The organism is Croceimicrobium hydrocarbonivorans, from assembly GCF_014524565.1.
In the GTDB taxonomy this organism is placed as follows: domain Bacteria; phylum Bacteroidota; class Bacteroidia; order Flavobacteriales; family Schleiferiaceae; genus Croceimicrobium; species Croceimicrobium hydrocarbonivorans.
Genome location: NZ_CP060139.1, coordinates 3,435,507 through 3,458,556, shown reverse-complemented (window position 1 = coordinate 3,458,556; position 23,050 = coordinate 3,435,507). Strand labels below are relative to the sequence as shown.

Here is a 23,050-nt window from a genome sequence, read left to right as displayed (position 1 = left end):
CCTATTTCAGCTTGGAACGCTGTAAAATCATATTGGTGAGCTTACAATGTGAAATCAAACGATCTTCTGCATCGCGCACCTCAATTTCCCAAAGGTGAGTGCTCTTACCCTGATGTAAGATGCGGGCTGTGCCATACACCATGCCTTCGCGAATGGAACGTAAATGATTACAGCTTAATTCAATTCCGACTACCGCTTCATGCTCGCGATCAATCAACATGAAGCTAGCAGCGCTACCTAGACTTTCCGCTAAAGCAGCAGTAGCGCCACCATGCAATAAACCCATCGGTTGATGCACTCGGCTATTTACGGGCATAGTAGCTTTTAGCATGGGGGGATCCATGGAAACATCGGTATACTCAATATTCAAGGTTTCCATTAAAGTATTTTGATTGCCCTTTGCAAATAGGGCCAGAACTTCCTCTTTATTCATCCTGCATTTTTCTACAGCGAATTTACGGTCAATCCCATAAATTCACCGTCTTTAAGCATAAACATCCGCTATGGCCAAAGAACTCAAAACGAAAGAAAATGACCTTCCGGTAGAAGATTTCATTGATTCACTGGATAATGAAAAGCAGAAAGAACAATCCTATACGCTCCTAGAGCTGTTTAAAAGCATCAGTGGCTCCGAAGCCAGGATGTGGGGAGGCAGTATTATCGGCTATGGGCATTACGATTATGTTTATAGCAGCGGTCAAAGTGGTACTTGGATGCGTGGAGGCTTTTCGCCCCGCAAGGGTAAATTCTCCCTTTATATAATGAGCGGATTTAGCCATTATGGCGAGATTCTGGGTCGATTAGGAAAGTATAAAACCGGCAAATCCTGTCTCTATATCAATAAACTGGAGGATGTGGATCTAGAGGTTTTAAAGGAATTGATTGCCGGAAGTTTCCAATTCATGAAAGAAAAGTACCCAGAAGGCGCTTAAAGCCTTTATCTCTAAGCCTAGCTTACTATCTTTGCCAGCCCAAAAAAGAAGGGATCATGATAGAAATTACTTTACCAGACGGCAGCAAGAAGGAGTATCCGGAAGGGAGCTCGGCCATGGACGTAGCAAAAGGCATCAGTCAGGGACTGGCGCGCAATGTACTTTCAGCTAGCTTTAATGGCACGACGGTAGAGGCTAATGATCCCTTGCCCGGAAGTGGCGACCTGGTACTATATACCTGGGATAATCCCGAAGGTAAAAAGGCTTTTTGGCACTCCTCTGCCCACCTTTTAGCCCAAAGCTTGGAACAATTATATCCCGGCATTAAGCTTACTATCGGGCCTGCGATCGACAATGGTTTTTACTATGATGTAGATTTTAATGGTCATGAATTTGGTGAAGGCGACTTTGCCAATTTGGAGAAAACCATGCTCGAAAATGCCCGTCAGAAATCTGAATTTAAGATGCGGGCGGTTTCCAAAGCGGATGCACTTTCGATGTACGAAGGCAATCCCTTTAAAACCGAATTGATCGAGAATCTGGAAGATGGCACCATTACTTTCTGTGATCATGCAGAGTTTACCGACTTGTGTAGAGGTGGACATATTCCCAATACCGGCTTTATTAAAGCGGTAAAAATTATGAATGTTGCCGGAGCTTACTGGCGTGGAAATGAGCATAACCCTCAATTAACCCGGGTTTATGGTGTTTCTTTTCCCAAAGCTTCGATGCTTACCGAATATCTCGAATTACTGGAGGAAGCTAAAAAACGTGACCACCGTAAACTGGGTAAAGAATTAGAACTCTTTACTTTTTCTCAAAAGGTAGGTCAGGGTTTACCCTTGTGGTTACCAAAGGGAGCCGAATTACGCGAGCGCCTGGAGCAGTTCCTTAAAAAGGCCCAACGTGCAGCAGGTTATGATCCTGTTATTACTCCGCATATTGGTAATAAGGAACTGTATGTAACCAGCGGGCATTATGCCAAATACGGAAAAGACAGCTTTCAGCCTATTCATACTCCGGAAGAGAATGAGGAGTACCTCTTAAAACCCATGAACTGTCCGCATCACTGCGAGATATATAAAAGTCAACCACGCTCCTACCGCGACTTACCCATTCGTTTTGCAGAATTTGGTACCGTATATCGTTATGAGCAAAGTGGCGAATTACATGGTTTAACTAGGGTACGTGGCTTTACTCAAGATGATGCGCATATCTTCTGTACTCCGGATCAATTGAAAGATGAGTTCAAGAAGGTAATTGACTTGGTATTATACATTTTCAAAACCTTGGATTTCCAAAGCTATACCGCTCAGGTTTCCTTGCGCGATCAGGAAGATCGTTCAAAATATATCGGTAGCGACAGCAATTGGGAAAAAGCTGAAAATGCGATTAAGGAAGCGGTAGTTGAGAAAGAATTGGACTACGTAGTGGAATATGGCGAAGCTGCCTTCTACGGTCCTAAACTCGACTTTATGGTAAAAGATGCGCTGGGTCGCCAGTGGCAATTAGGTACCATTCAGGTAGATTACAATTTACCAGAGCGCTTTGAATTAGAGTATAAGGGTTCCGATAATGAGAACCATCGTCCGGTTATGATTCACCGTGCCCCTTTTGGAAGTATGGAGCGATTCGTAGCGGTATTACTGGAACACTGCGGTGGCAACTTCCCTTTGTGGCTGATGCCCACCCAGATAGCTATTCTTCCGATTTCGGATAAATACCTGGATTATGCGCAGAAAGTTTCAGGATTGCTTAAAAATTACGACCTTCGCGCCCTCGTTGACGAGCGTGCTGAAAAAACTGGCCGTAAAATTCGAGACGCTGAAGTTTCCAAAATCCCATATATGTTAATTGTTGGGGAGAAAGAAGCGGCGGAAAACACAGTCTCCGTGCGGAAACACGGCGGAGAAGATCTAGGCAGCATGTCCTTACAAGCTTTTGTAGAACATGTAGACGCACAGATCAACGATGAAATAGGTGAATTTGAAGTATAACTAAAGAGAATAATTCTGGCTAAGAGATTCCACCACAGAAGAAGAGGACCGAGAAGGGAACCTCAGGAAGACAAACACAAGATCAACGAGAAGATCACCTATCCCAAATTACGGGTGGTTGGTGAAGATGTAGAACCCGCTATTTACTCCACTAAAGAGGCTTTGAAAATTGCCCTCGACCGCGGTTTGGATTTGGTGGTGATTACGGAGAAGGCAGATCCTCCCGTAGCGAAAGTCATCGACTACAAGAAATTTCTCTACGACCAGAAAAAGAAACAAAAAGAGATCGCTCAGAAGGCGCAAAAAACGGTGGTTAAAGAAATCCGTTTTGGCCCCAACACTGATGATCACGATTATGAGTTCAAACGCAAGCATGCTGAGAACTTCCTGAAAGAAGGAGCCAAATTAAAGGCCTATGTATTCTTTAAAGGACGTTCGATTGTGTTTAAAGACAAAGGAGAAATCCTTTTGCTTCGTTTAGCTCAAGATCTCGAAGATTTAGGAAAAGTAGAAAGCTTACCTAAGTTGGAAGGAAAACGGATGATCATGATGATCGCCCCCAAAAAATAATATCAGAACCCGGATAAAAGCGAAGAGCAATGCCAAAGATGAAAACTAAATCCAGTGCCAAGAAGCGTTTTAAGCTTACTGGTACCGGTAAAATCAAAAGAAAGCACGCTTTTAAAAGCCACATCCTTACCAAAAAGGAAACTAAGCAAAAGCGTAACCTTACACAGTCTGGTTTAGTAGATAAAGCAGACGAAGCAAACATTAAGCGTCAGCTTACTATTTGAGTTTAATCGAGTTATTAATGAACCCTGGGTAAGGCCCCTAAGAGTCCTAAACCGACCGCCTTGCACAAAAAATTAATTTTATGCCAAGATCAGTAAATTCAGTTGCATCAAGAGCACGCCGTAAAAAGGTGATGAAGATGTCCAAAGGTTATTTTGGACGTCGTAAAAATGTATGGACCGTAGCTAAGAACGCCGTAGAAAAAGGCCTTTTATACAGCTACCGTGACCGTCGAAACAAAAAACGGAACTTCCGCAGCCTGTGGATTCAGCGTATTAACGCCGGAGCCCGCCAACATGGCTTGTCTTATTCCGCTTTTATGGGATTACTTAAGAAAGAAGGTATCGAGTTGAACCGTAAGGTATTGGCAGACTTAGCCATGAATCATCCCGATGCATTCAAAGCAATCGTTACGAGAGTAAAGAAATAATAATCCTTCGGGATTCTGATATTAAAACCCTGGCTCCTTTGGACTCAGGGTTTTTTTATGCTTAAAGCCCAAAAGGTGCCAGGCTGAAACTCCCCATCCAAAGGAATTTGTGCTCGGATCTGTTTGCCACTGGTATGTTTAAGCAGTCCCAGTTGACCAAAGGCATGGTATTCTAATCGTATCAACTCCCAAGCAGATTTACCCTTCGCTTTTTGTAATCGGCAGTGTAAAGGTCTGAACAAACTTTCCTCCATAGCACATGCCTCCTGCTCCTCCTTATTTAAATGATTAATCATTCCAGTTAATCTGGCTACTTGTAAATTTAGGGGCCGATGATACACTTCATCCACCGTACCCATTTGCAATACCCTTCCTTTATCCAAAACGGCAATGCGATCGCAGTAGCGCATTAAATCGGTAGGCTCATGCCCTACCATAATAATACTTCGATCTCCACTTTCATTCTCTAAAAACTGTAAAAGCTCTTGCTTTAAATAATAGTCTAATTGAGAAAAGGGCTCATCCAACAAAAGCAGTTCAACATCCGATATCAAGGCGCAAGCCAAGGCTACCCTTTGCTTTTGCCCTCCTGAAAGCTCTCTTAATTTCTGGTCCTTCACCTTTTGCAAATGAAAGGCCCGATGCACGCGACCTAAATATCGCTTTAAGGCGCTGGCACTTAAATGCCGACCCTTCCATTCGATATTTTCATCCGCCGTAAGGCTGGGATTTAAATCAAAATCCTGGGCCATTAGGGCCACTTTAGGATGCTTATTTATACGGTCGTTTCGCTCCTGCTGATAGTCTACCTTATTGAGAGCCAGGCTTCCTTGACTTTGAACCAAAGTACCATCCAAAATTTTTAAGAGCGTACTTTTCCCAGATCCACTGGCACCCACAATTCCCAATCGCTCACCCTGCTTCATTTTCAGCTTCAAGCCATTTAAAACCGGCTGCTCATCGTAGGCAAAATGCAGGCTATCAATGCTTAAAAAGTCAGTATTCTTTTCTTCCAACCAAACCTTCCTCATGTGTAAAACGTACCTATTATGAACCTCAAAGGTAATAATGCGAAGACTAGCTTTACTCTGCACCCTCTCACTGGTTTTTGCCTGCTCCAAAAATGATCAGGTCAATCAGCAAACCGGCCCGCTCAGTTTGAACGAGCAGGTATCTGCAATTTCCGGAGCGAAATTGTTTGGTGCGGCTATGGCCGAAGCTGACCTCGATTTAAGTGGAAAAAGCTTAACCATTTTAGCACCTACCGATGCCAGCCTTCAAGACTTTTTGGCGGATTTGGAAGTAGAAGATTTCTCTGCATTAAAATCCTTAATTGGCGATAGCTACTATAATGCTTGGCTTGGATCGCACATTATTCCGGAGGCGGCCAAATTAGAGAACTTGCATTCGGCCTTTGTTCCTACCCTAGCTCAGAACAGCAGTAATCGCAGTGTAAACATGCATTTCTGGAGATCTAAGTCTGTGGTGCGTATCAATGGTCACTGGCTTAATATTCCCGGAAAAGATCGGGTCTTGAGTCAAGGCTACCTGCATCAAATTGATGAAGTGCTTCGTCCAGCAACGCTAAATGTTTTGGTAAGCGCGCACAGCTCTGAGTTTAGCATTTTAAACCGTGCGCTTCAAGTGTGCAATTTGGCACCCTTGCTGAATAATGATCAAAATCAATACACTCTTTTAGCACCTAACGATGCGGCATTCGACCGCTATTTTCAAAGTATGGGTTGTGGCGATTTAGATGGCTATTTGGCAGATCATGGAGTTGCCGCTTTGACAGATTTAATTAAGGCTCATCTTATTAATGGTGCGCATAGCCTGAGCAATTTATCGGGCCGTAACCTAAGCAGCCAGTTGTCTTCAGCGAACCTTAGTGTTGAGTTGCTTGGTGGAAATTTAATCATAAGCCGAAACGCAAGCGCCTATTCAAGTCAGGCACAAGTTTTGGTTACAGATATAACAGCATTTAATGGAAGTTTGAATATCATCAATGAAGTGTTAAAACTTCCTTAACAGCATACGAAGGCTCCGCGAATGGAGTTATTAAGGAAACACTAGCGACAAGCGCTAGTTCCTTTGGAGTAATAGTTTTGTTTGGTTGGTTGAAAAGCCGGATGCCCCTCGAGAGAGGATCAGCTCCGGCTTTTTTCTTTGCCATCTGCTTCCTCTTAATGGCTTTTGTAATTTTACCATTAATCCGCCTATCCAAACCAATGATCGAAATTTGAGGTCCAACCAACGAGGATATCTGCACATTCGCCGTGTAAAGCAATTAATGATGAAGAAGTTAGCCCCCATTTTGATTCTTGCCCTAGCCTTTCAGGCTTGTTCTGAAGACAAATCCAATCAGCAAAATCCAATCGTAGCTCAGTCTTTCGATGAACTGACCGTTTCTAAAAACTTCAATTGGAGTAGCAGTGACCAGATTCAAATGGAAGTGGAACTAAAAGAAAGCAGCCTCTTTCCCATGGATTTGCAGGGAACTAAACTGGAAATCCGCAATGAATTAGGAGATCGTTTGGCTCTGGCCACAATTGATCATTATAATAGAGCCCATTTTTCCGTGCTTTTACCAGATAATAGTAATGGCTTTTACTTTCATTTAAATGCCACTGGTCAAAGCTGGCCTTTGGAACTTAAAAAGAATGTGGTTCTTCAAATAAGTGATCCTTTAGATCAAATTGCATCCTCGAGCAACAAAGTGTTGGGCAAACAAGCTTTTACAGGTACCCCTCCAGGAACTAATATGTTGGGTAATGCCGGATTTGAGCAAACTGTTGCTTATAAAAATGTGGGCTATTCTTTTGATCCGACCAGTGGAACTGCCAATGACCAGAAATGGTATGTTACAGATAATGAATTCAGTCAGCCACAACAAAATGGCTCCAAAGTATTTAAGGTAGATAATAATCGCTGGACCCACCTATGGCAAATCCATACCGTTCAGCCAGGTGACAGCATTTACCTTAGTTCCGACTACCACGGTTATGTGCGGGCCTATCTCTTCTTCTATTCCAATGCCAATTCATCTTATGCTCAAAGTAGCACCTCCAAGGTTTTAAGCAGCAGTGATAAAGTAATCGGCACCGTAGTTCCCAATAACAGTACAGTGGTGGTTGCCTTGTTCAATTTGTATGATAATGCCTGGATCGATAATGCCTTCTTGAGCAATCCTGCCGCGATTACTGATACCGATAATGATGGAGTGGCTGATGGTGATGATGATTTCCCCAATGATCCTACTCGCGCTTATTTAAGCTATTACCCTACTGTTGGTCGTCAAACTATTGCCTACGAAGATATGTGGCCACTGAAAGGTGATTACGACTTTAATGATATGGTTGTAAATGTAAAAAGCAGCCTGGTTAAAAATGGTGATGACGAATGGGTTTCTGCTGAATATGAAATTGCTCTGGACGCCTTTGGTGGCGGTATAGAAAGTGGCTTGGCCCTTCGCCTTACCAACAGCGCTAAAAACACTATGAGCTCCATAATTTCATCAGTGAGTGGCGACGCCAGCCTCGATCCTGATGTGACCAATGGTATCATTCTTTTCTCCGATCCCGATCAAGTACGCTCTCAGTATTATAATAATACCGAAGCAGGTAGAATGGCTGATCCCGATACTATTCGCTTCACCATAAATTTTTTGGCGAATAATAACGGAGCTAGTTTCTTAAATGATTTCTACATCTTCCATAAAAACCAAAGAGGGCGCGAAATTCACTTATCCGGATTTAGCGGTACTGCCGCAGCTGATGCCAATTTGTACAATACCGGCGATGATGTAAACGGTACTTACAAAACCACTACTGGCTTACCCTGGGCCATGGATATCGTATTAGATGGTGAGAACTTCAGACATCCCATGGAAAAGGTTGACATGATTACTGCCTATCCTCGCTTTAGTCTTTGGGCTGGAAGTGCTGGAGCCCAAAATAGTGATTGGTTCCAAACTCCAAATCTTAGCGACATTATTGACTTAGGCGGACTATAGTCTAAAAAAATAGCATTAAAAAGCCCCGACCTATTAGGATCGGGGCTTTTTTTATTCAATACCAAATTGGCGTAAATGATGTTCGGTATGCTTCTTATGTAATTGCAACCATTGTTCTGCATTCAATTCACCAAAAATGGGATGTACCTTGGTGAAATCTGGATGCTTATCGAAAAAGGCCAGCATAGCCACCATTTCCTTGAGCAATAAGTATTTCATTTCTTCAAAGTCTTCCTTATTCCCTTTTATTTCAGAATACACCTTGGGAGCCGCCGCACCTGGTCGGATAGGCTTATCCGAAGCTAAAAAGGCTTGTAACTTTGGTAATTGCTCTGCCGGACTGGTAATTTCCGCCTGAGTTTCATTATGGCTTAAGAGGAAGGCTTTACGCAGATGATCCAGCATTTCTATTACCGACATTTCGCCAAACTGCCGCTTAGCCTTGGGTTTTAATGCTTTGAGTTTGACTGGAAATTCCAGCAATAAATAGCGTTGTAGTTCCTTCATTTTTCAATCAATTTTACGCGAATCAGATTGATGTCCGCCGATTGTTCCAATCCTGGACGATAGGCTAAAGTATTAACCTTGAATAAATTATTCTTTACTCCCTTCTTACGAAAGGTTCTCTCAATGGCCGAGGCACGTTGTGCACTCAAGCGACTATCATTTATATTATCGTAAACCTCAAATTCAAAAAAGAGACCTTCAGATTCTTTAAGCATGTCTGCAATCAGCGAAAGCATAAAATCTCCGGAAGGGCTTAAACGAGCATTCCCTTTAATAAACTGCACATTCATAACCGGTGCTTCTACTCTTAATCGGGCTTTAGCCTCCGCCTCTTTTCGCTTGGAATCATTAAAAAGAATTTCGGCCTCTACCCTTCTATTTAGAGCTCTTGACTTCTCATCTACCTCATCAAATAAAGGTTGTCTATTGCCATGCCCCTCATACTCGATGCGGTTTTTAGAAATCCCCTGACTCAGTAAAAAATCGTAAACCATACGAGCACGAGCTACCGAAAGCTCGAAGTCGTTACTACAGCAAACATGGCCATGAAGCTTAATTTCCAATTCTGGATTACGCTCCATTACCAGAAGTAACTCTCGTAATTCATCCATACTATGCCACATGGGAATAGCTTGGTTTCCTACGAAGTTCAGATTAGCCAATCGAATCTTAGTTCCCGTCTCCAGGCTTTGCTCGCTTATCTTCCTTTCGGGATCTGGTAAAAGCGAGAGATCTACTAAAAACTCCAGTTCTACTCTGCGATTCTTAAATCGTTCTTCAGGAGCATTAGAATAGCGGGGTTTTTCCTCACCATAAAAATCGGTACTAGCTAAACGTGGATCCAACTTTTGATACACCAAATACTGCAGAACCGATAACACCCTGCGCTTCGATAATTTTCGGTTATAGTCAATATCCGCAAGGCTATCGGTGTGCCCGTATAGCTTAACTCCTTTAAGAATTGAGATTGGATATTGCAGTAATAAGGAGTCGAGCGACTCTTTCTCGGAGGCTTTTAATCGATCCGAATCCAGATCAAAGCGCACCTCAAAATAAACCAGAGTATCCTGCTGAGCCCGAAGAAAAGAACTACTTAAAACCAGGCTAAGCAGAAGTATGGGTTTTAGTGACATAAATTTATTTCATAGGAACCCGAATCAGCGCATTCTCCCAGGCCAGTTGCATTTCCAGGCCTTCCCCGGCTTGGACCAGGTTTATGCTGAGGGTTTCAATAATATTGGGGGTAGTTTCTTTATATACCGTGGTAGTAAGAACGTCGAATTGGGGATCTCTATTGGCAACTTGATCCCAATTCACACCCCAAAGATCAGTTTGTGAATTCCAAATCACTTGCCATTCCTTTGGTCCGGGAATGGTCCATAAGGTATATTCTCCGGCGGGTAAGGTTTTACCGCCTATTTCCAAGTCGGTAAGAGTACTAAACTCAGTAGCTTCATTGGCACCGGTTCTCCATACTTCATCATAGGGTACCAATTCACCAAAAATGGTTCTTCCTTTTACAGAGGGTCGACTATAGTCAATCTTAACATCGTATTGCTCAAACTTATAGCTAGCGCTGCCTTCTGGCGATATTTTCTTGGTATTGTAAATCATCCATTGAAATGCCAGATAGAGAACTAAGGCCAGAGCTGCCAGGCTAATTAAGATCCACTTTACTACTTTCATCCTCAAAATTTTCCCCTAAATTACAATTCTAGTCTAAGACCAATGAAACCAAGCCCAAGCAAAAATCATTTTTACTTTTTCCTTATTTCAATCCTCTTTATTCCGGCCCTTCAGCAGGCGCAAGCACCACCGGACTGGGCTAAATATGCGATTTGGTATCAAATATTCCCCGAGCGTTTCCGCAATGGCGACCCAAGCAATGATCCTCAAATCAAAGATCTGGCTTATGCGGATCCTCAGGAAATGCCCGAGCATTGGCAAATCCATCCCTGGGGCTCCGACTGGTATCAATTACAAGAATGGGAAAAAGCCAATGGTGAACCTGAATTGTGGAAACACCTACTACGTCGCCGCTATGGAGGTGATCTTCAGGGGATAATTGATCAATTAGATTACTTGCAAGATTTAGGGATTAATGCCATTTACCTCAACCCCATTTTTCAATCGCCCAGCCTACATAAATACGATGGTGAATCTTACCATCATGTGGATCCAAATTTTGGCCCCGATCCCGAAGGCGACCGAGCTTTAATAAAAACCGAAAATCCCCTTGATCCTCAAACTTGGGTATGGACCAGCGCTGATAAACTGGCACTGGAACTGATCGAAGCCGTGCATCGCAGAGGCATGCGCATCATTTTCGATGGGGTATTTAACCATATGGGCTACAATAGTTTCGCTTTCGCGGATGTGCGTAAAAATCAAGAGCAGAGTCTATATAAAGATTGGTTTACCATCAAAAGCTGGGATGATCCCAATACCGAAGCCAATGAATTCGACTATGAAGGTTGGTGGGGTGTGAAGTCCTTACCCGAATTTAAGGAAGATAAAAACGGCTTAGTAGCCGGGCCTCGTAATTATGTGTTTGCCGCTACCGAAAGATGGATGAACCCTCAAGGTAAAGGTCCGGCCTTTGGAATCGATGGTTGGCGATTGGATGTGGCCTTTTGTGTGGATCATCAATTTTGGAAAGATTGGCGTATTCATGTAAAGTCCTTAAACCCCAATGCCTATATCACTGCAGAATTGGTAAGCCCTCTTAATGAGACCCTACCCTATTTATCCGGCGATGAATTTGATGCAGAAATGAATTACAATTGGGCTTTTACCTGCACTGAGTTCTTTATCAATCCCGAAGGGAAAAACCACCGCAGTCCTTCCGAGTTTGAAGCCGAATTAAAAAGAATGCGAGAGGCCTTCGCTCCTGAATTCCCCTATGCCATGCAAAATCTCTTCGGTTCTCATGATGTTAATCGCATTGGCTCGCATATCGTAAACCGCGGCGGAGTGAACTTCCGTGATTGGGGCGATTATTTTGGTTTTTCCAAAGCAGCGGACAACCCGAATTATAAAGTGCGAAAACCGCGGGCAGATGAAATCCAATTGCAAAAGCTATTTGCCTATTTCCAATTCACCTATTTAGGAGCTCCGATGATTTACTATGGTGATGAAGTTGGAATGTGGGGAGGCAATGATCCGGATGATCGTAAACCCATGATTTGGTCGGATATCCAATATGCGGATGAAGTTTATCAACCTGATCAAAGCAAAAAAGCCGAAGCCGATAAGGTGGAACAAAACAAAGAATTACGGGCTCATTATCAAAAGCTCATTGCCATTCGCAAGGCTCATCCTGCTTTGGCTGATGGTAGTTATAAGGTACTCTTGGCGGATGATGAAAATGACCTCTTCATTTTTGAGCGCATGAACAAACAAGAAAGGTTAGTAATCTTGATCAACAACTCTGAAAAAAGCTTGTCTGTAGCGGCTACAGAATATGGCCTTAAAGGCGGGCAGGATTTAATGGAAGAAAGGCCCTTGGAAAAAGAAATCCGGGTACTGCCCAAGAGTGCAGTAATCTGTTTAAGCCTATAAAGAAAAAGCCTCCCAATGGGAGGCTTTTTTATAGTATCCTGAAGAATGCTTCGTATTAAAGCAATCCGTTGGTTTTGCTTACTGCTTCGGCAGAGTTAGTTAACTCTTCCTTCTCTGTAGCGCTTAATTCGATCTCAACGATTTTCTCTACACCATTTGCACCAATTAAGGCTGGCACACCGATGCAGATATCGTTTAAGCCATATTCACCTTCCAAGAAGCAAGAACATGGGAACATTTTGTGAGCATCAGTAGCAATGGCGTGCACCATAGCGGCTACAGCGGCACCTGGAGCATACCAAGCGGAAGTACCCAACAATTTAGTTAAGGTAGCACCACCTACTTTGGTAGCTTCTTTTACCTCTTGCATGCGCTCCTCAGAGATAAACTGAGATACAGGAACACTGTTGCGAGTGGCTAAACGAGTTAATGGAATCATACCAGTATCACTGTGACCACCGATTACCATTCCGTCGATATCCGAAATAGGGGCTTCTGTAGCTTCTGCTAAACGGTATTTAAAACGAGCTGAATCCAAAGCACCACCCATACCGATGATACGGTTTTTAGGAAGGCCGGTAGCTTTATGAGCCAGGTAAGTCATGGTGTCCATAGGATTAGAAACCACGATGATAATAACGTTTGGAGATTCTTTGATCAGGTTTTCAGCAACGGTCTTAACGATACCGGCATTAGTGCTGATCAACTCTTCGCGGGTCATCCCGGGTTTACGCGGAATACCGGAAGTAATTACCGCTACATCGCTATTGGCGGTTTTGGTGTAATCGTTGGTACTGCCGGTAATTTTGGTATCAAAACCATTTAAAGATGCGGTTTGCATCAGGTCCATGGCTTTCCCCTCGGCAAAACCTTCTTTAATATCTACCAATACCACTTCAGAGGCAAAGTCCTTCATGGCGATGTATTCTGCACAGCTGGCACCTACGGCCCCTGCACCCACAACGGTAACTTTCATGTTTATATATAATTTGAGGATTATTAAATACTGCTTGCGAAATTAAGAAGCCGTACCCGAAATCCGGCATAGAATAGTTAAAAAGAAGAAGGAATTCCCTGATCCGAATATCATCAGCCTAAGCTAGTTTAGCACATCGGCCTTAACCAAGAATTCGCCATTAAATCGAAACTCCTGATCCTCGCTTCGAAATTCATCTGTAACCGTTTCCAAACTTAAAGTAAACTGATCCTTCAGTAAATACTCCTTGAAATTAGCCTTGCTGGTGCTTAGGACAATGGTATTTCCTGCATTGGCTGGAACCGGATCTAATTCTGCCAGGGTTTTATCTTCCAAACCATCGGCCTTAATGATCAACTTCACACTTTCGAGAAAAGAAAAATCGCTGTTCTCAGGAGCGGTAATGGCGAACTGGGCATAGTCCATAGTTATGGAACTCACCAAACTGGCATTGGTATTATTATTACGGAATGCCTGCTCACTATTGCTCTGCACCGGTGGCGTTTGGAGGGTAAAGGGCACATTGATTCCTACACTGCTTTCTACCAGATAATTAGCTTCGTACTTCATGCGAAAGCTAATCTCACCTTTGTCACGAGTACAAGCGGATAATGTAAATAAGGCAATAAGGAGGCTAAATGCTGTTTTTCTCATATTCATATAACGAATAGACACCGGGAAGGTTTGGCTAATTTCCTTTGCGCCCTTTCAGGTCTAAAGCTTCAATGGGTTCTAAGTCCCATTCCTTAAAGGGCTCAATCATATAGCGGCGATCGTAAACCTGACCATCAATATAAAAACTCAACCAAACACGGTTGTAGAATGACAGTACAGAGGGATCTACAGTTTCTACCTTTAAGCTTTCTCCCGCCGCCAGTAATTCGAAGAAATGACGCAGCTTGGAGGTTTTTCGTCCCGAGCCATCTTCTTTTTCTTCGGCCTCAGTCATCACCAAAAGGTTCTTTAAATCAAGCTCTTTATGGTTGATGATATAGAGATAGAAAGTAGACTCACCAGTCTTTTCCGGGGTTTTAGCAATGGCTACTTCCACCCCACTCACGGGGTCGAATTTGAGGTCTTTTAACATTCGGCAAAAATCGCAAACAAAATTTGATTCGGGAAGTTTTATAAGCTATGCCTGTATTAAATACTGAAGCAATCGATCGGATTATTGAAATGGCCTGGGAAGATCGTACTCCCTTTGAAGCCATTGAATTCCAATTTGGACTAAATGAAGCGGAGGTTATCGCTCTAATGCGTCGCGAAATGAAGCGTTCCAGTTTTAAGATGTGGCGCAAAAGAGTTCAAGGTCGCAGCACCAAGCATAGCCAAAAAAGAAGCGCCGATATTCAGCGCTTCCGATCGAGCAATCAAAATAAATTAGGTTAAAATCAGCTTGCTGATATTTTTGTGAAAAGCTTAGCCCCTCAGGAAGCGGAGGAGGCTGATATTTCCATTATTTTCGGTTTAATTATGAGCATGACGGAAGCAGAAATAGAAGCCGAGGAAAAAGAGATTAACAGTCGCTTTAACCATCTTCTGAAAACCATGAAAGATCGCATGGATAAGGAAGATCGTGACCTCTTGAAACGCGCCTTTAATTTAGCGCGCGATGCCCATTCGGAGGTACGACGTAAATCCGGCGAACCCTATATCTATCACCCTATTGAGGTGGCGCGCATTGTGAGTGAAGAAATTGGACTAGGCCCAAAATCAGTGGCCAGTGCCCTTATTCATGATGTGGTAGAAGATAGTGATTATACCCTCGAGGATATTGAGCGCCTCTTTGATGAGGACATTGCGCACATTATTGACGGTCTCACTAAAATTAGCGGCATCTTCGATATGGATGTTTCCCTGCAAGCGGAGAACTTCAGGAAAATGCTGCTCACCCTGTCGGATGACATTCGGGTGATCCTAATTAAGCTCGCAGACCGCCTGCATAATATGCGGACCTTGGAGTCGATGCCTCAGCATAAACAGCTGAAAATCGCTTCTGAAACGCTTTACCTATATGCACCCCTTGCCCACCGAATTGGGCTTTATAATATTAAAACCGAACTCGAAGATCTTAGCCTTAAATACACGGAACCTGAGGTGTATAGAGACATTGTTCTCCGCCTTAAGAACAGTCAAAATGAAGCCCATCGCTACCTAAGTGATTTTAGTAAATACATCCGAAAATACCTTAAGGAAGAAGGCTTTGAATTTGAAATAAAGGAACGCACCAAGAGTATTTACAGCATCCGTAAAAAGATGCTTAGCCAAGGTGTGGGTTTTGATGAGATCTACGACAAATTCGCCATCCGGATTATCGTGAACTCCAGTCGAGAGCGCGAAAAATCAGATTGTTGGCGAGCCTACTCTATTGTAACCGATCATTTCCGTCCTAATACCGAACGCCTGCGCGACTGGATTTCGGCCCCCAAGGCCAATGGCTACGAGAGTTTGCATACTACGGTAATGGGTCCGGCCGGACATTGGGTGGAAGTACAAATCCGTACCAAACGTATGGATGAAGTAGCCGAAAGAGGCTATGCTGCCCACTGGAAATACAAGGAAGATTCCTCCGGTCAATCGAAACTGGATGAATGGATTAACCGCATTCGTGAAGTTCTGGAAAACAACGAAGGCAATGCGGTTGATTTTGTAGATGAGTTTAAAATGAACCTGATGGCGGATGAGATTTACATCTTTACGCCTAAGGGGGATTTGATGATTTTACCTTCCAGCTCTACTCCCCTAGATTTTAGTTTTAGCATCCATACCGACATTGGCCTTAAAACCCTGGGAGCCAAGGTAAATGGTCGCTTAGTACCATTAAACTATCGACTGAAAAGCGGGGATCAGGTAGAAATTATCACCTCCCAAAAACAAAAGCCCAAGGAAGACTGGCTCAACTATGTTGTTACCAGTAAGGCTCGGAACAATATTAAGAGCGCCCTAAAAAGTGAGCGCCGCGAGATTGCCGATGATGGTAAGGAAATTCTGGAGCGTAAACTCAAATACATCAAGGTTAAGCCCAGTAAGAACCTCATCCAGGAAATGGTGAAATACTTCCACCTGAAAAACAGTACCGAGCTGTATTATAAGGTGGGTATGCAGATTATTGATAATGCGCAACTCAAAGAGTTTATGCGCGATCAAAATCAGGGCTTCTACTCCTATCTGCGCAAGCGAATTATTGGTCGCAGTAAAAACGACCTTAATAAAGCCAAGAAAAAGGAGAAAGAAGATGCCAGTGGCGATGATCAGAAATTCATTGTTTTTGGTCCGGATGAACAGGAGTTCGATTATAAAATTGCCAAGTGCTGTAATCCCATTCCTGGTGATGATGTATTTGGCTTTATCACCGCTACAGAAGGAATTAAGCTCCACCATAAAAACTGCCCCAACTCTGTATACCTGCAGTCGAATTTCGCACAGCGTATTTTGAGAGCTAAATGGGTAAGCACCAAAAAGAAAGAATACTCCTCAGTGCTGGTGATCCGCGGAATTGATACCGTTGGATTGGTAAATAAGGTAACCCAGATCATCTCGAATGACCTGCATGTAAATATCCGCAGTATCAATATCGCCGGTGACGAGGGAATATTTGAGGGATTAATCACCGTGGTGGTGCAGGATAAGCTGCATTTAGAAAAAGTTATTGAACGTCTGCGAAAGATCGAGGGAGTGAGTTCGGTAGAACGCCGGTTTGCTGAACGAGATTAACTATCTTTGCAGCTTTGTTTTAGTCCATGAATGAGCAGGAATTTGCGACGGTAAAACAGGTATTCACCGAATATCTGGAAAAGAACAAGCAACGGAAGACTCCAGAGCGCTATGCGATCTTGCAAGAGATCTATGAAAATGAGGAGCATTTCGACATTGAATCCTTGTACATTCTTATGAAGAATAAGAATTACCGGGTTTCTCGCGCTACCTTGTACAATACCATCGAATTACTGTTGGATTCGAAATTGGTGCGCAAGCATCAGTTTGGCCAAAACCAAGCTTATTACGAGAAATCATTTTACAATAAACAGCACGACCATATCATTCTAACTGATACGGGCGAAGTGCTGGAATTTTGTGATCCCCGTTTGCAACAAATCAAAAATACCGTTGCAGAAATCTTTGGGATCGAAATTAATTCGCATTCCCTTTACCTCTATGGCACTCGAAAGCAAGAGGAATCGGAATCCAATGCTCAATCCGAATAATTACCAAGCTAATAAGCAGCTCATTTCCATGAATGTAGATGTACTACTCGGCCTCCAGTGGGGCGACGAAGGAAAAGGAAAAATTGTCGACGTTTTAACCCGTAAATACGATATCATCGCTCGATTTCAGGGTGGCCCTAATGCTGGTCACACTTTAGAGTTTGATGGCATTAAACACGTATTACATACCATTCCCAGTGGCATTTTCCACCCCGGAATTAAAAATCTCATTGGTAATGGCGTGGTAATCGACCCGGTAATTTTCTGCAAAGAGATTGATGCGCTGAAAGGTCATAATGTAGATGTAAAAGAGGCCTTACTAATTTCGCGTAAAGCCCATTTAATTTTACCTACACACCGTATGCTCGACGCGGCTTCTGAAGCAGCTAAAGGCAAAAATAAAATTGGTTCAACCCTGAAGGGAATTGGCCCTACTTATATGGATAAAACCGGTCGTAATGGTTTACGAGTAGGCGATATCGAATTGCGCGACTTTAAAGATCGCTACAATACCTTGAAGGAAAAGCATGAGCAATTGCTCTCGCATTATGAATTCGACTATCAGAATGATTTGGCTGAAATGGAAGCCAAATGGTTCGAAGCAGTGGATACCCTGCGTGGTTTAACCCTGATTGATTCAGAGAATTACCTTCATGAATCTTTAAGCGCTGGTAAGAAAGTATTGGCAGAAGGTGCTCAAGGATCCTTATTGGATATCGACTTTGGTTCCTATCCCTTCGTTACTTCCAGCACCACCACTTGCGCTGGAAGCTGTACCGGATTAGGTATTGCTCCAACCCGCATTAAGCGCGTTATTGGCATCTTTAAAGCCTATTGTACCCGCGTGGGTTCTGGTCCCTTTCCTACCGAATTATTCGATGAAGTAGGTGCTTCCCTGCAAGAAAAAGGTCACGAATTTGGCGCTACTACCGGTCGCCCACGTCGCTGTGGTTGGTTAGATATTCCGGCTTTAAAATATGCTGTGGCCATCAATGGGGTAAGCAACCTTATTATGATGAAAGCCGACGTTTTAAGTGGCTTTGATACAATTAAGGTTTGTACCAAATATTTGTACCAAGGTGAGGAAATTGAACATTTACCTTACAGTTTGGACGAAAATTTGATTGAGCCCGTTTATGAAGAGCTCCCCGGCTGGAAGGAAGACATCACCGAATTGAAAAGTTTGGATGATGCCCCTCAAGCCCTGAAAGACTATCTGGCTTATGTGGAAGAAAAAATTGGCGTTCCGATCAGTATCCTTTCCGTGGGACCTAATCGTACCCAAACCATTGAGCTTGAAGAACTCGCTGTATAAAGTCCTTTGCCTGCTTTTAGTATTCTCCTTTTCTGAGCTCCAAGCGCAGGAAAAGCGAAAAACCAAGCGGATTAATTACAAGGCCGATAAGCAGCTTTCTTCTACTCAGGCTGGTAAAACCCGCTTATTCGGGAATGTACAGTTTGAGCATGAAGGAGCCTTGATGGATTGCGACTCAGCTTGGTATTTCAAGGACGAAAACCGCATTATCTCCTTTCGAAATATTGAAGTAAACCAGGGGGATAGCCTCTTTATGTGGGGTGACCAATTGGAATACTCCGGTGAAACCCGGCAGGCGGTAGTTACAGGCGAAGAAGTGAAGTTGAAGGATAAGGAAATGACCCTTACTACCGATCGACTGCGCCTGGATCGTAATACCAATATTGCCTATTATACCACCGGAGGAATAGTGGAGAGCGACGAAAATACCCTCTTAAGTCATGAAGGGTATTACAATAGTAATTTCAAGGTTTTCAGTTTTAAAGATTCGGTGATTCTTAATAATCCTCAGTATACCATTTATACGGATACCATGGATTATGATAGTGAAGCCTATATCGCCTATTTCTTTGGCCCGACTACCATTATTAGCGATAGCAGCAAGATTTACTGCGAAAATGGCCGCTACAATACCCAAACGGATATTGCCCAGTTTAATAAGAATGCCTTTATCTACGATGGCCCTCGCTACTTAACAGGCGACAGTCTCTACTATGAGAGAGCGGGTGAATATGGGGAAGCCTTTCACAATGTATTGATACATGATACCCTGGATCATTATCTGATTACCGGTGATTATGGCGAATACTTTGGGGTTAAAGATTCTGCTTATGTAACCGGCGATCCTTTATACACGGTAGTGGATGAAGAAGGGGATTCGCTGCATGTACACGGTGATACCCTCTATTCGAGCACACATACCGATACCCTGGGCAATCAAAGCCGTTTATTGCAAATCTTCTATGGCGTTCGCTTTATGCGTAAGGATATGCAGGGAACCTGTGACTCCCTAAGCTATAGCACTTTAGACTCTACTTTTAGGATGTATAAGGATCCAATAATGTGGGATGATTCAACTCAAATTACTGGAGATACCATTTACCTACTCACGGCCAATGACAAGCCGGATACCCTTAAAGTGTTGACCAATGCTTTTATGGTAAGCCAAACCGATAGCATTCGATACAATCAAGTGAAAGGTCGCCAAATGCTGGGTAAATTTGGCAATGGCGAATTGCGAAAGGTCTATGTGAATGGTAATGGCGAAGCGATCTATTATCCCAAAGAGGAAGATGGCAGCTATTTAGGCATGAACCGCAGCATTTGCAGCCGGATATTAATCATCTTAAAAGACAGCGAGGTAAAGCGCATCACTTGGATAGGAAAACCGGAAGGGGTTATGCATCCCATCGATAAAATTCCGGCCGACCGAAAAATTCTGGATGGTTTTAAGCCTCGCTTTGATGAACGTCCTTTAAGCAAAGCGGATCTCTTTAAATGAAAAGCTGGTTCACATCCCTAATCTGTTTGCTTGCCTTAGGCCTGAATGCACAGATTTTGGATAGTGCTCAAAGCAAAATGGATCAGGAAATTGATCCCGAGAATTTTGATCCTAAACTTTTAGAAGCAGCCATTTTTGAGGCCACCAATGCCGCCCGATTACGATTGGGCTTTTCAAGTTTGGAGCATGATCCTGTATTGGATACCTCAGCTACTTATCAAGCCTATCGTATGCTTCGCGAAGGCAAATTAGAGCATGTATGGCCCCGCGATCGCAATTTCGGAAAATTGAAGAGTCGCATTGGTTACTTTGGAGGAGGCTTCTTGAATATGGGTGAAAATATTGCCCGTAACTTTATCCTGGCCGTTGCTAATGGGGAGCCCTATTATTTGGATGATGAAGGGCAAGCTATAACTCGTAAGAAAAAACGCATTCCCAATAAAAGCTATCGGGAATTGGCGGAAGAAAGCGTTGAAGATTGGTTAAATTCACCTGGCCATCGGGCTAATTTATTGGGACCCTTTGATTATCTGGGAGTTGGCGTCTCCCCTTTGCTAGCCATTGAAAAAGGCCCCAATTTTGATGTATACCTCTGCCAAAACTTCGGAACAAAATGAAAAATCTGTATATCCTTATTCTTAGCCTTCTGAGCTTAGGAGCTTCAGCACAATTACGCTTCCTACAAGCCGACGATTTTGAAGATTATGAATTAGTACTGAAAAGTGCCCGCCAGAACCATCACCTCATATTAATGGCCGTACACGATCGCAGTGGCGATTTCAGACAGATGTACGATGATGGGGTATTCAATGATGCTGGATTAAACCAAGCTGCTAAAGCCTATACCACCGTAGCGATCGACATCCAAAAACCCATGGGAGAGCGATTCGAAAGCATTTTTAGTTTGAATGATCTTCCAGCCTTTTACATCATGAATGAAGAGGAATTTGTTCTGGATGTCCTCAGCGGTTATCAAAGTGCTCAAGACCTTCGTAGCGCCATGGCCGAAGCCGCAAAAGCCCCTTTCTTATACGACACCCTGGTTCAGGCCTATCAGGCGAAAGCCTTAAACGACCAGCAATGGTTGAAGCTTTTGGAACTGTATGCGATGAACTTTGACTTTAGAAACACTACTCATCTCGCTCAAGAGTACCTGAATGGTAAATCCGAAAGTGAATTATTACAGCAGCCCGCCGCCCTAATTCTAAGTCAATATGGGGTAAGTCTCGAAACCATCTACCCTACCCTAATCATTAGCAATACCAGTGCTCTGCGCAAGTCCGTTCCCAAATTTGAGCTCTCTGATTTTTTAAACACCGCTATCGAATACAATCTCGATCTGGCCATTGTTAGTAAGGATTCCCTACTCTGCGAAAACATTTGCGAAAAACTGGTAGTTCCGCCTCTTTTCCCCAAGGACAGTCTGGAGGTAATGCGTATGAATATTCGTCGCGAATTTGCCTGGCAAAGTGGGCAGTTTGCTTTGTACACAGAAGCTTTTATCAAAAAGCAAGATTCTAAGGCACCAGGCATGGCGGCATCCTTATTATTTGACGAGGCTTATGATATCGTCGAAAACTTTAACAGCACCTCGGCTTTAAATGCCGCCTTGAAAATGGCCAATCGTTCAGATGAAAAAGAAAGCAGTTTTAGAGCTAAAATGCTGAAAGCCTATATCGCGTACTTGCAAGAAGACAGCGAGCAAGCAAAGCTGTTTTTACAAGATGCTCGCAGTCAGGTGAAGAGCCCGCAACAATTGCGAAACCTCGATAAACTGCAAGAATTGGTGAATGAGCAGTAGAATCTTATTCAATTGATTAAAGATTTATTCGGTATAAAATTACCTTTAGGGTCCCATGAATGACCCCTTCCCTAGTATTAAAACAATCCTGGCTATTTGGCTGATCAGTCTGCAATGGGCTTCAGCACAAATAAGCTACTCTATCAACACTCAAAAGCATCCCTTCCATAATTTTAATTATCTGGAGCAAAAGGGTTTAAGCATTTATGCTGATGAGGATGGGCAGTTAAAACTTCACAGTCCTGACGATAGCATCGAATTAAAAGGAGATCGCAGTCGTATTTTTGATGATGAAAGGCAAATTCTTACTTACGACGTTCATCAAAAGAAAAGCCGCCTCTACCTCTATACCTTGGAAGGTAAATTGCTAAAAAAAGAGAAGCTTCCTTTTTCAATTGCCGATCTCTGTTTGGTGGGGGATTCCATTTATATACTAAGCAGATCATACAGCTACGAGCGAGGCCAGCTGGCCAAACTTTATTTATTGAATAAAGACCTAGAAGTTCAAAAGACCTGGAACACCAGATTAACCGGAAGGAACGGGATCAATATCAATTACTTCCAGCCAAGCAAACGATTAATGGTAGGTGCCGGATTGGAATGGTATCAATTCGATTTAAACGGAAACGAAGTATTTCGTGAGGAAGTTCCTCATGCTTCCTATACTTTGGTTAATGGTAAGTTTTTCAGCCTATTAGACAAGCTAAGTGACGCCAGTAATCTCTTTGTCTTTCAAGAAGACAGTCTCCTTTTCATGTGGCAAATCCGCCTGAAAGCTGCCTATCTGTATAATTCATTCGCTACCGATCATGCGGTTTTCTTCTCCTGGGCCATTAGTCCAGATGGACGTTTTGTTGTGAGCCTAGATCACTCCCATCACTTATCTCTCTATGATCATGAAAATGGAGAATGTGAAGAAATTATGCAATCCAAAAACATCGAGTTTGTTTTCTTTTTAGAAGATGGCAGACTGGCTTATTTGGATAAGAAAAGAGGAATACAAATTCTTAAACCCTACTAG

At 43.1% G+C, this 23,050-nt stretch carries 24 protein-coding genes; 16 read left to right on the top strand and 8 right to left on the bottom strand.

Annotated features, from left to right (window positions below; genetic code table 11):
* Nucleotide 1 precedes the first annotated feature (1 nt).
* Nucleotides 2-433 (bottom strand): PaaI family thioesterase, encoded by a 432-nt coding sequence (locus H4K34_RS15475; RefSeq protein WP_210758293.1) that lies wholly within the window; start codon nucleotides 431-433, stop codon nucleotides 2-4.
* 70 nt (nucleotides 434-503) lie between these two features.
* Here H4K34_RS15475 and H4K34_RS15470 point away from each other — a divergent pair, with 70 nt between their 5' ends.
* From H4K34_RS15470 to rplT, 5 genes are all read left to right on the top strand, one after another.
* The gene (locus H4K34_RS15470; RefSeq protein ID WP_210758292.1) at nucleotides 504-932 is read left to right on the top strand and encodes a DUF1801 domain-containing protein; all 429 of its coding nucleotides are present in this window, start codon (nucleotides 504-506) and stop codon (nucleotides 930-932) included.
* 56 nt (nucleotides 933-988) lie between these two features.
* Nucleotides 989-2,929, top strand: a complete 1,941-nt coding sequence (gene thrS / locus H4K34_RS15465) for a threonine--tRNA ligase (protein ID WP_210758291.1) — start codon at nucleotides 989-991, stop codon at nucleotides 2,927-2,929.
* 15 nt (nucleotides 2,930-2,944) lie between these two features.
* Complete coding sequence (infC, locus tag H4K34_RS15460; protein ID WP_281384746.1) at nucleotides 2,945-3,499, top strand: translation initiation factor IF-3; 555 nt, start codon at nucleotides 2,945-2,947, stop codon at nucleotides 3,497-3,499.
* A 29-nt stretch (nucleotides 3,500-3,528) separates the two neighbouring features.
* Entirely contained in the window at nucleotides 3,529-3,723 is a 195-nt protein-coding gene (gene rpmI / locus H4K34_RS15455; RefSeq protein ID WP_210758290.1) for a 50S ribosomal protein L35, read from the top strand.
* Nucleotides 3,724-3,803: 80 nt separating this feature from the next.
* Nucleotides 3,804-4,151, top strand: a complete 348-nt coding sequence (gene rplT / locus H4K34_RS15450) for a 50S ribosomal protein L20 (protein ID WP_210758289.1) — start codon at nucleotides 3,804-3,806, stop codon at nucleotides 4,149-4,151.
* Between the two features lie 44 nt (nucleotides 4,152-4,195).
* Here rplT and H4K34_RS15445 read toward each other — a convergent pair whose 3' ends face one another.
* Nucleotides 4,196-5,182 (bottom strand): ATP-binding cassette domain-containing protein, encoded by a 987-nt coding sequence (locus tag H4K34_RS15445; protein ID WP_210758288.1) that lies wholly within the window; start codon nucleotides 5,180-5,182, stop codon nucleotides 4,196-4,198.
* Between the two features lie 37 nt (nucleotides 5,183-5,219).
* Between H4K34_RS15445 and H4K34_RS15440 the strand changes: the two genes are divergently transcribed.
* A complete protein-coding gene (locus tag H4K34_RS15440; RefSeq protein ID WP_210758287.1) occupies nucleotides 5,220-6,179 on the top strand; it encodes a fasciclin domain-containing protein in 960 nt (319 codons plus the stop codon).
* A gap of 262 nt (nucleotides 6,180-6,441) precedes the next feature.
* Complete coding sequence (locus H4K34_RS15435) at nucleotides 6,442-8,163, top strand: LruC domain-containing protein (RefSeq protein ID WP_210758286.1); 1,722 nt, start codon at nucleotides 6,442-6,444, stop codon at nucleotides 8,161-8,163.
* A 51-nt stretch (nucleotides 8,164-8,214) separates the two neighbouring features.
* Here the strand turns inward: H4K34_RS15435 and H4K34_RS15430 are convergent, their stop codons facing one another.
* From H4K34_RS15430 to H4K34_RS15420, 3 genes are read right to left on the bottom strand one after another with little or no spacing between them, the layout of a single operon-like run.
* Nucleotides 8,215-8,670, bottom strand: a complete 456-nt coding sequence (locus tag H4K34_RS15430; RefSeq protein ID WP_210758285.1) for a DUF1569 domain-containing protein — start codon at nucleotides 8,668-8,670, stop codon at nucleotides 8,215-8,217.
* Nucleotides 8,667-9,803: an OmpA family protein gene (locus H4K34_RS15425; RefSeq protein WP_210758284.1), complete on the bottom strand. Its 1,137-nt coding sequence runs from the start codon at nucleotides 9,801-9,803 to the stop codon at nucleotides 8,667-8,669. The genes H4K34_RS15430 and H4K34_RS15425 overlap by 4 nt, the downstream gene beginning before the upstream one ends.
* A 4-nt stretch (nucleotides 9,804-9,807) precedes the next feature.
* Nucleotides 9,808-10,356 (bottom strand): DUF2911 domain-containing protein, encoded by a 549-nt coding sequence (locus H4K34_RS15420; RefSeq protein ID WP_210758283.1) that lies wholly within the window; start codon nucleotides 10,354-10,356, stop codon nucleotides 9,808-9,810.
* A gap of 42 nt (nucleotides 10,357-10,398) precedes the next feature.
* On the opposite strand from H4K34_RS15420, the gene H4K34_RS15415 reads away from it, so the two are divergent.
* Entirely contained in the window at nucleotides 10,399-12,231 is a 1,833-nt protein-coding gene (locus H4K34_RS15415) for a glycoside hydrolase family 13 protein (protein ID WP_210758282.1), read from the top strand.
* A gap of 55 nt (nucleotides 12,232-12,286) precedes the next feature.
* On the opposite strand, the gene mdh is transcribed toward H4K34_RS15415, so the two are convergent.
* The 3 genes from mdh to H4K34_RS15400 form a co-directional block, all read right to left on the bottom strand.
* The gene (gene mdh, locus H4K34_RS15410) at nucleotides 12,287-13,207 is read right to left on the bottom strand and encodes a malate dehydrogenase (protein WP_210758281.1); all 921 of its coding nucleotides are present in this window, start codon (nucleotides 13,205-13,207) and stop codon (nucleotides 12,287-12,289) included.
* A gap of 123 nt (nucleotides 13,208-13,330) precedes the next feature.
* On the bottom strand, nucleotides 13,331-13,861 hold the full coding sequence (locus H4K34_RS15405; RefSeq protein ID WP_210758280.1) for a hypothetical protein: 531 nt from the start codon (nucleotides 13,859-13,861) through the stop codon (nucleotides 13,331-13,333).
* A 34-nt stretch (nucleotides 13,862-13,895) separates the two neighbouring features.
* Nucleotides 13,896-14,294 (bottom strand): hypothetical protein, encoded by a 399-nt coding sequence (locus tag H4K34_RS15400; protein ID WP_210758279.1) that lies wholly within the window; start codon nucleotides 14,292-14,294, stop codon nucleotides 13,896-13,898.
* A gap of 47 nt (nucleotides 14,295-14,341) precedes the next feature.
* On the opposite strand from H4K34_RS15400, the gene H4K34_RS15395 reads away from it, so the two are divergent.
* The 8 genes from H4K34_RS15395 to H4K34_RS15360 are packed head-to-tail and all read left to right on the top strand — an operon-like array spanning nucleotide 14,342 to nucleotide 23,050.
* On the top strand, nucleotides 14,342-14,596 hold the full coding sequence (locus H4K34_RS15395; protein ID WP_210758278.1) for a TIGR03643 family protein: 255 nt from the start codon (nucleotides 14,342-14,344) through the stop codon (nucleotides 14,594-14,596).
* 21 nt (nucleotides 14,597-14,617) lie between these two features.
* A complete protein-coding gene (locus tag H4K34_RS15390; RefSeq protein WP_322107631.1) occupies nucleotides 14,618-16,921 on the top strand; it encodes a RelA/SpoT family protein in 2,304 nt (767 codons plus the stop codon).
* Nucleotides 16,922-16,947: 26 nt separating this feature from the next.
* Nucleotides 16,948-17,412 (top strand): Fur family transcriptional regulator, encoded by a 465-nt coding sequence (locus H4K34_RS15385; protein ID WP_210758277.1) that lies wholly within the window; start codon nucleotides 16,948-16,950, stop codon nucleotides 17,410-17,412.
* A gap of 28 nt (nucleotides 17,413-17,440) precedes the next feature.
* Entirely contained in the window at nucleotides 17,441-18,727 is a 1,287-nt protein-coding gene (locus tag H4K34_RS15380; protein WP_210758276.1) for an adenylosuccinate synthase, read from the top strand.
* A complete protein-coding gene (locus tag H4K34_RS15375; protein WP_210758275.1) occupies nucleotides 18,708-20,228 on the top strand; it encodes an OstA-like protein in 1,521 nt (506 codons plus the stop codon). The genes H4K34_RS15380 and H4K34_RS15375 overlap by 20 nt, the downstream gene beginning before the upstream one ends.
* Entirely contained in the window at nucleotides 20,225-20,845 is a 621-nt protein-coding gene (locus H4K34_RS15370; RefSeq protein ID WP_210758274.1) for a CAP domain-containing protein, read from the top strand. Before H4K34_RS15375 ends, H4K34_RS15370 begins: the two co-directional genes overlap by 4 nt.
* On the top strand, nucleotides 20,842-22,029 hold the full coding sequence (locus H4K34_RS15365; protein WP_210758273.1) for a hypothetical protein: 1,188 nt from the start codon (nucleotides 20,842-20,844) through the stop codon (nucleotides 22,027-22,029). Before H4K34_RS15370 ends, H4K34_RS15365 begins: the two co-directional genes overlap by 4 nt.
* A gap of 55 nt (nucleotides 22,030-22,084) precedes the next feature.
* Nucleotides 22,085-23,050, top strand: a complete 966-nt coding sequence (locus H4K34_RS15360) for a hypothetical protein (RefSeq protein WP_210758272.1) — start codon at nucleotides 22,085-22,087, stop codon at nucleotides 23,048-23,050.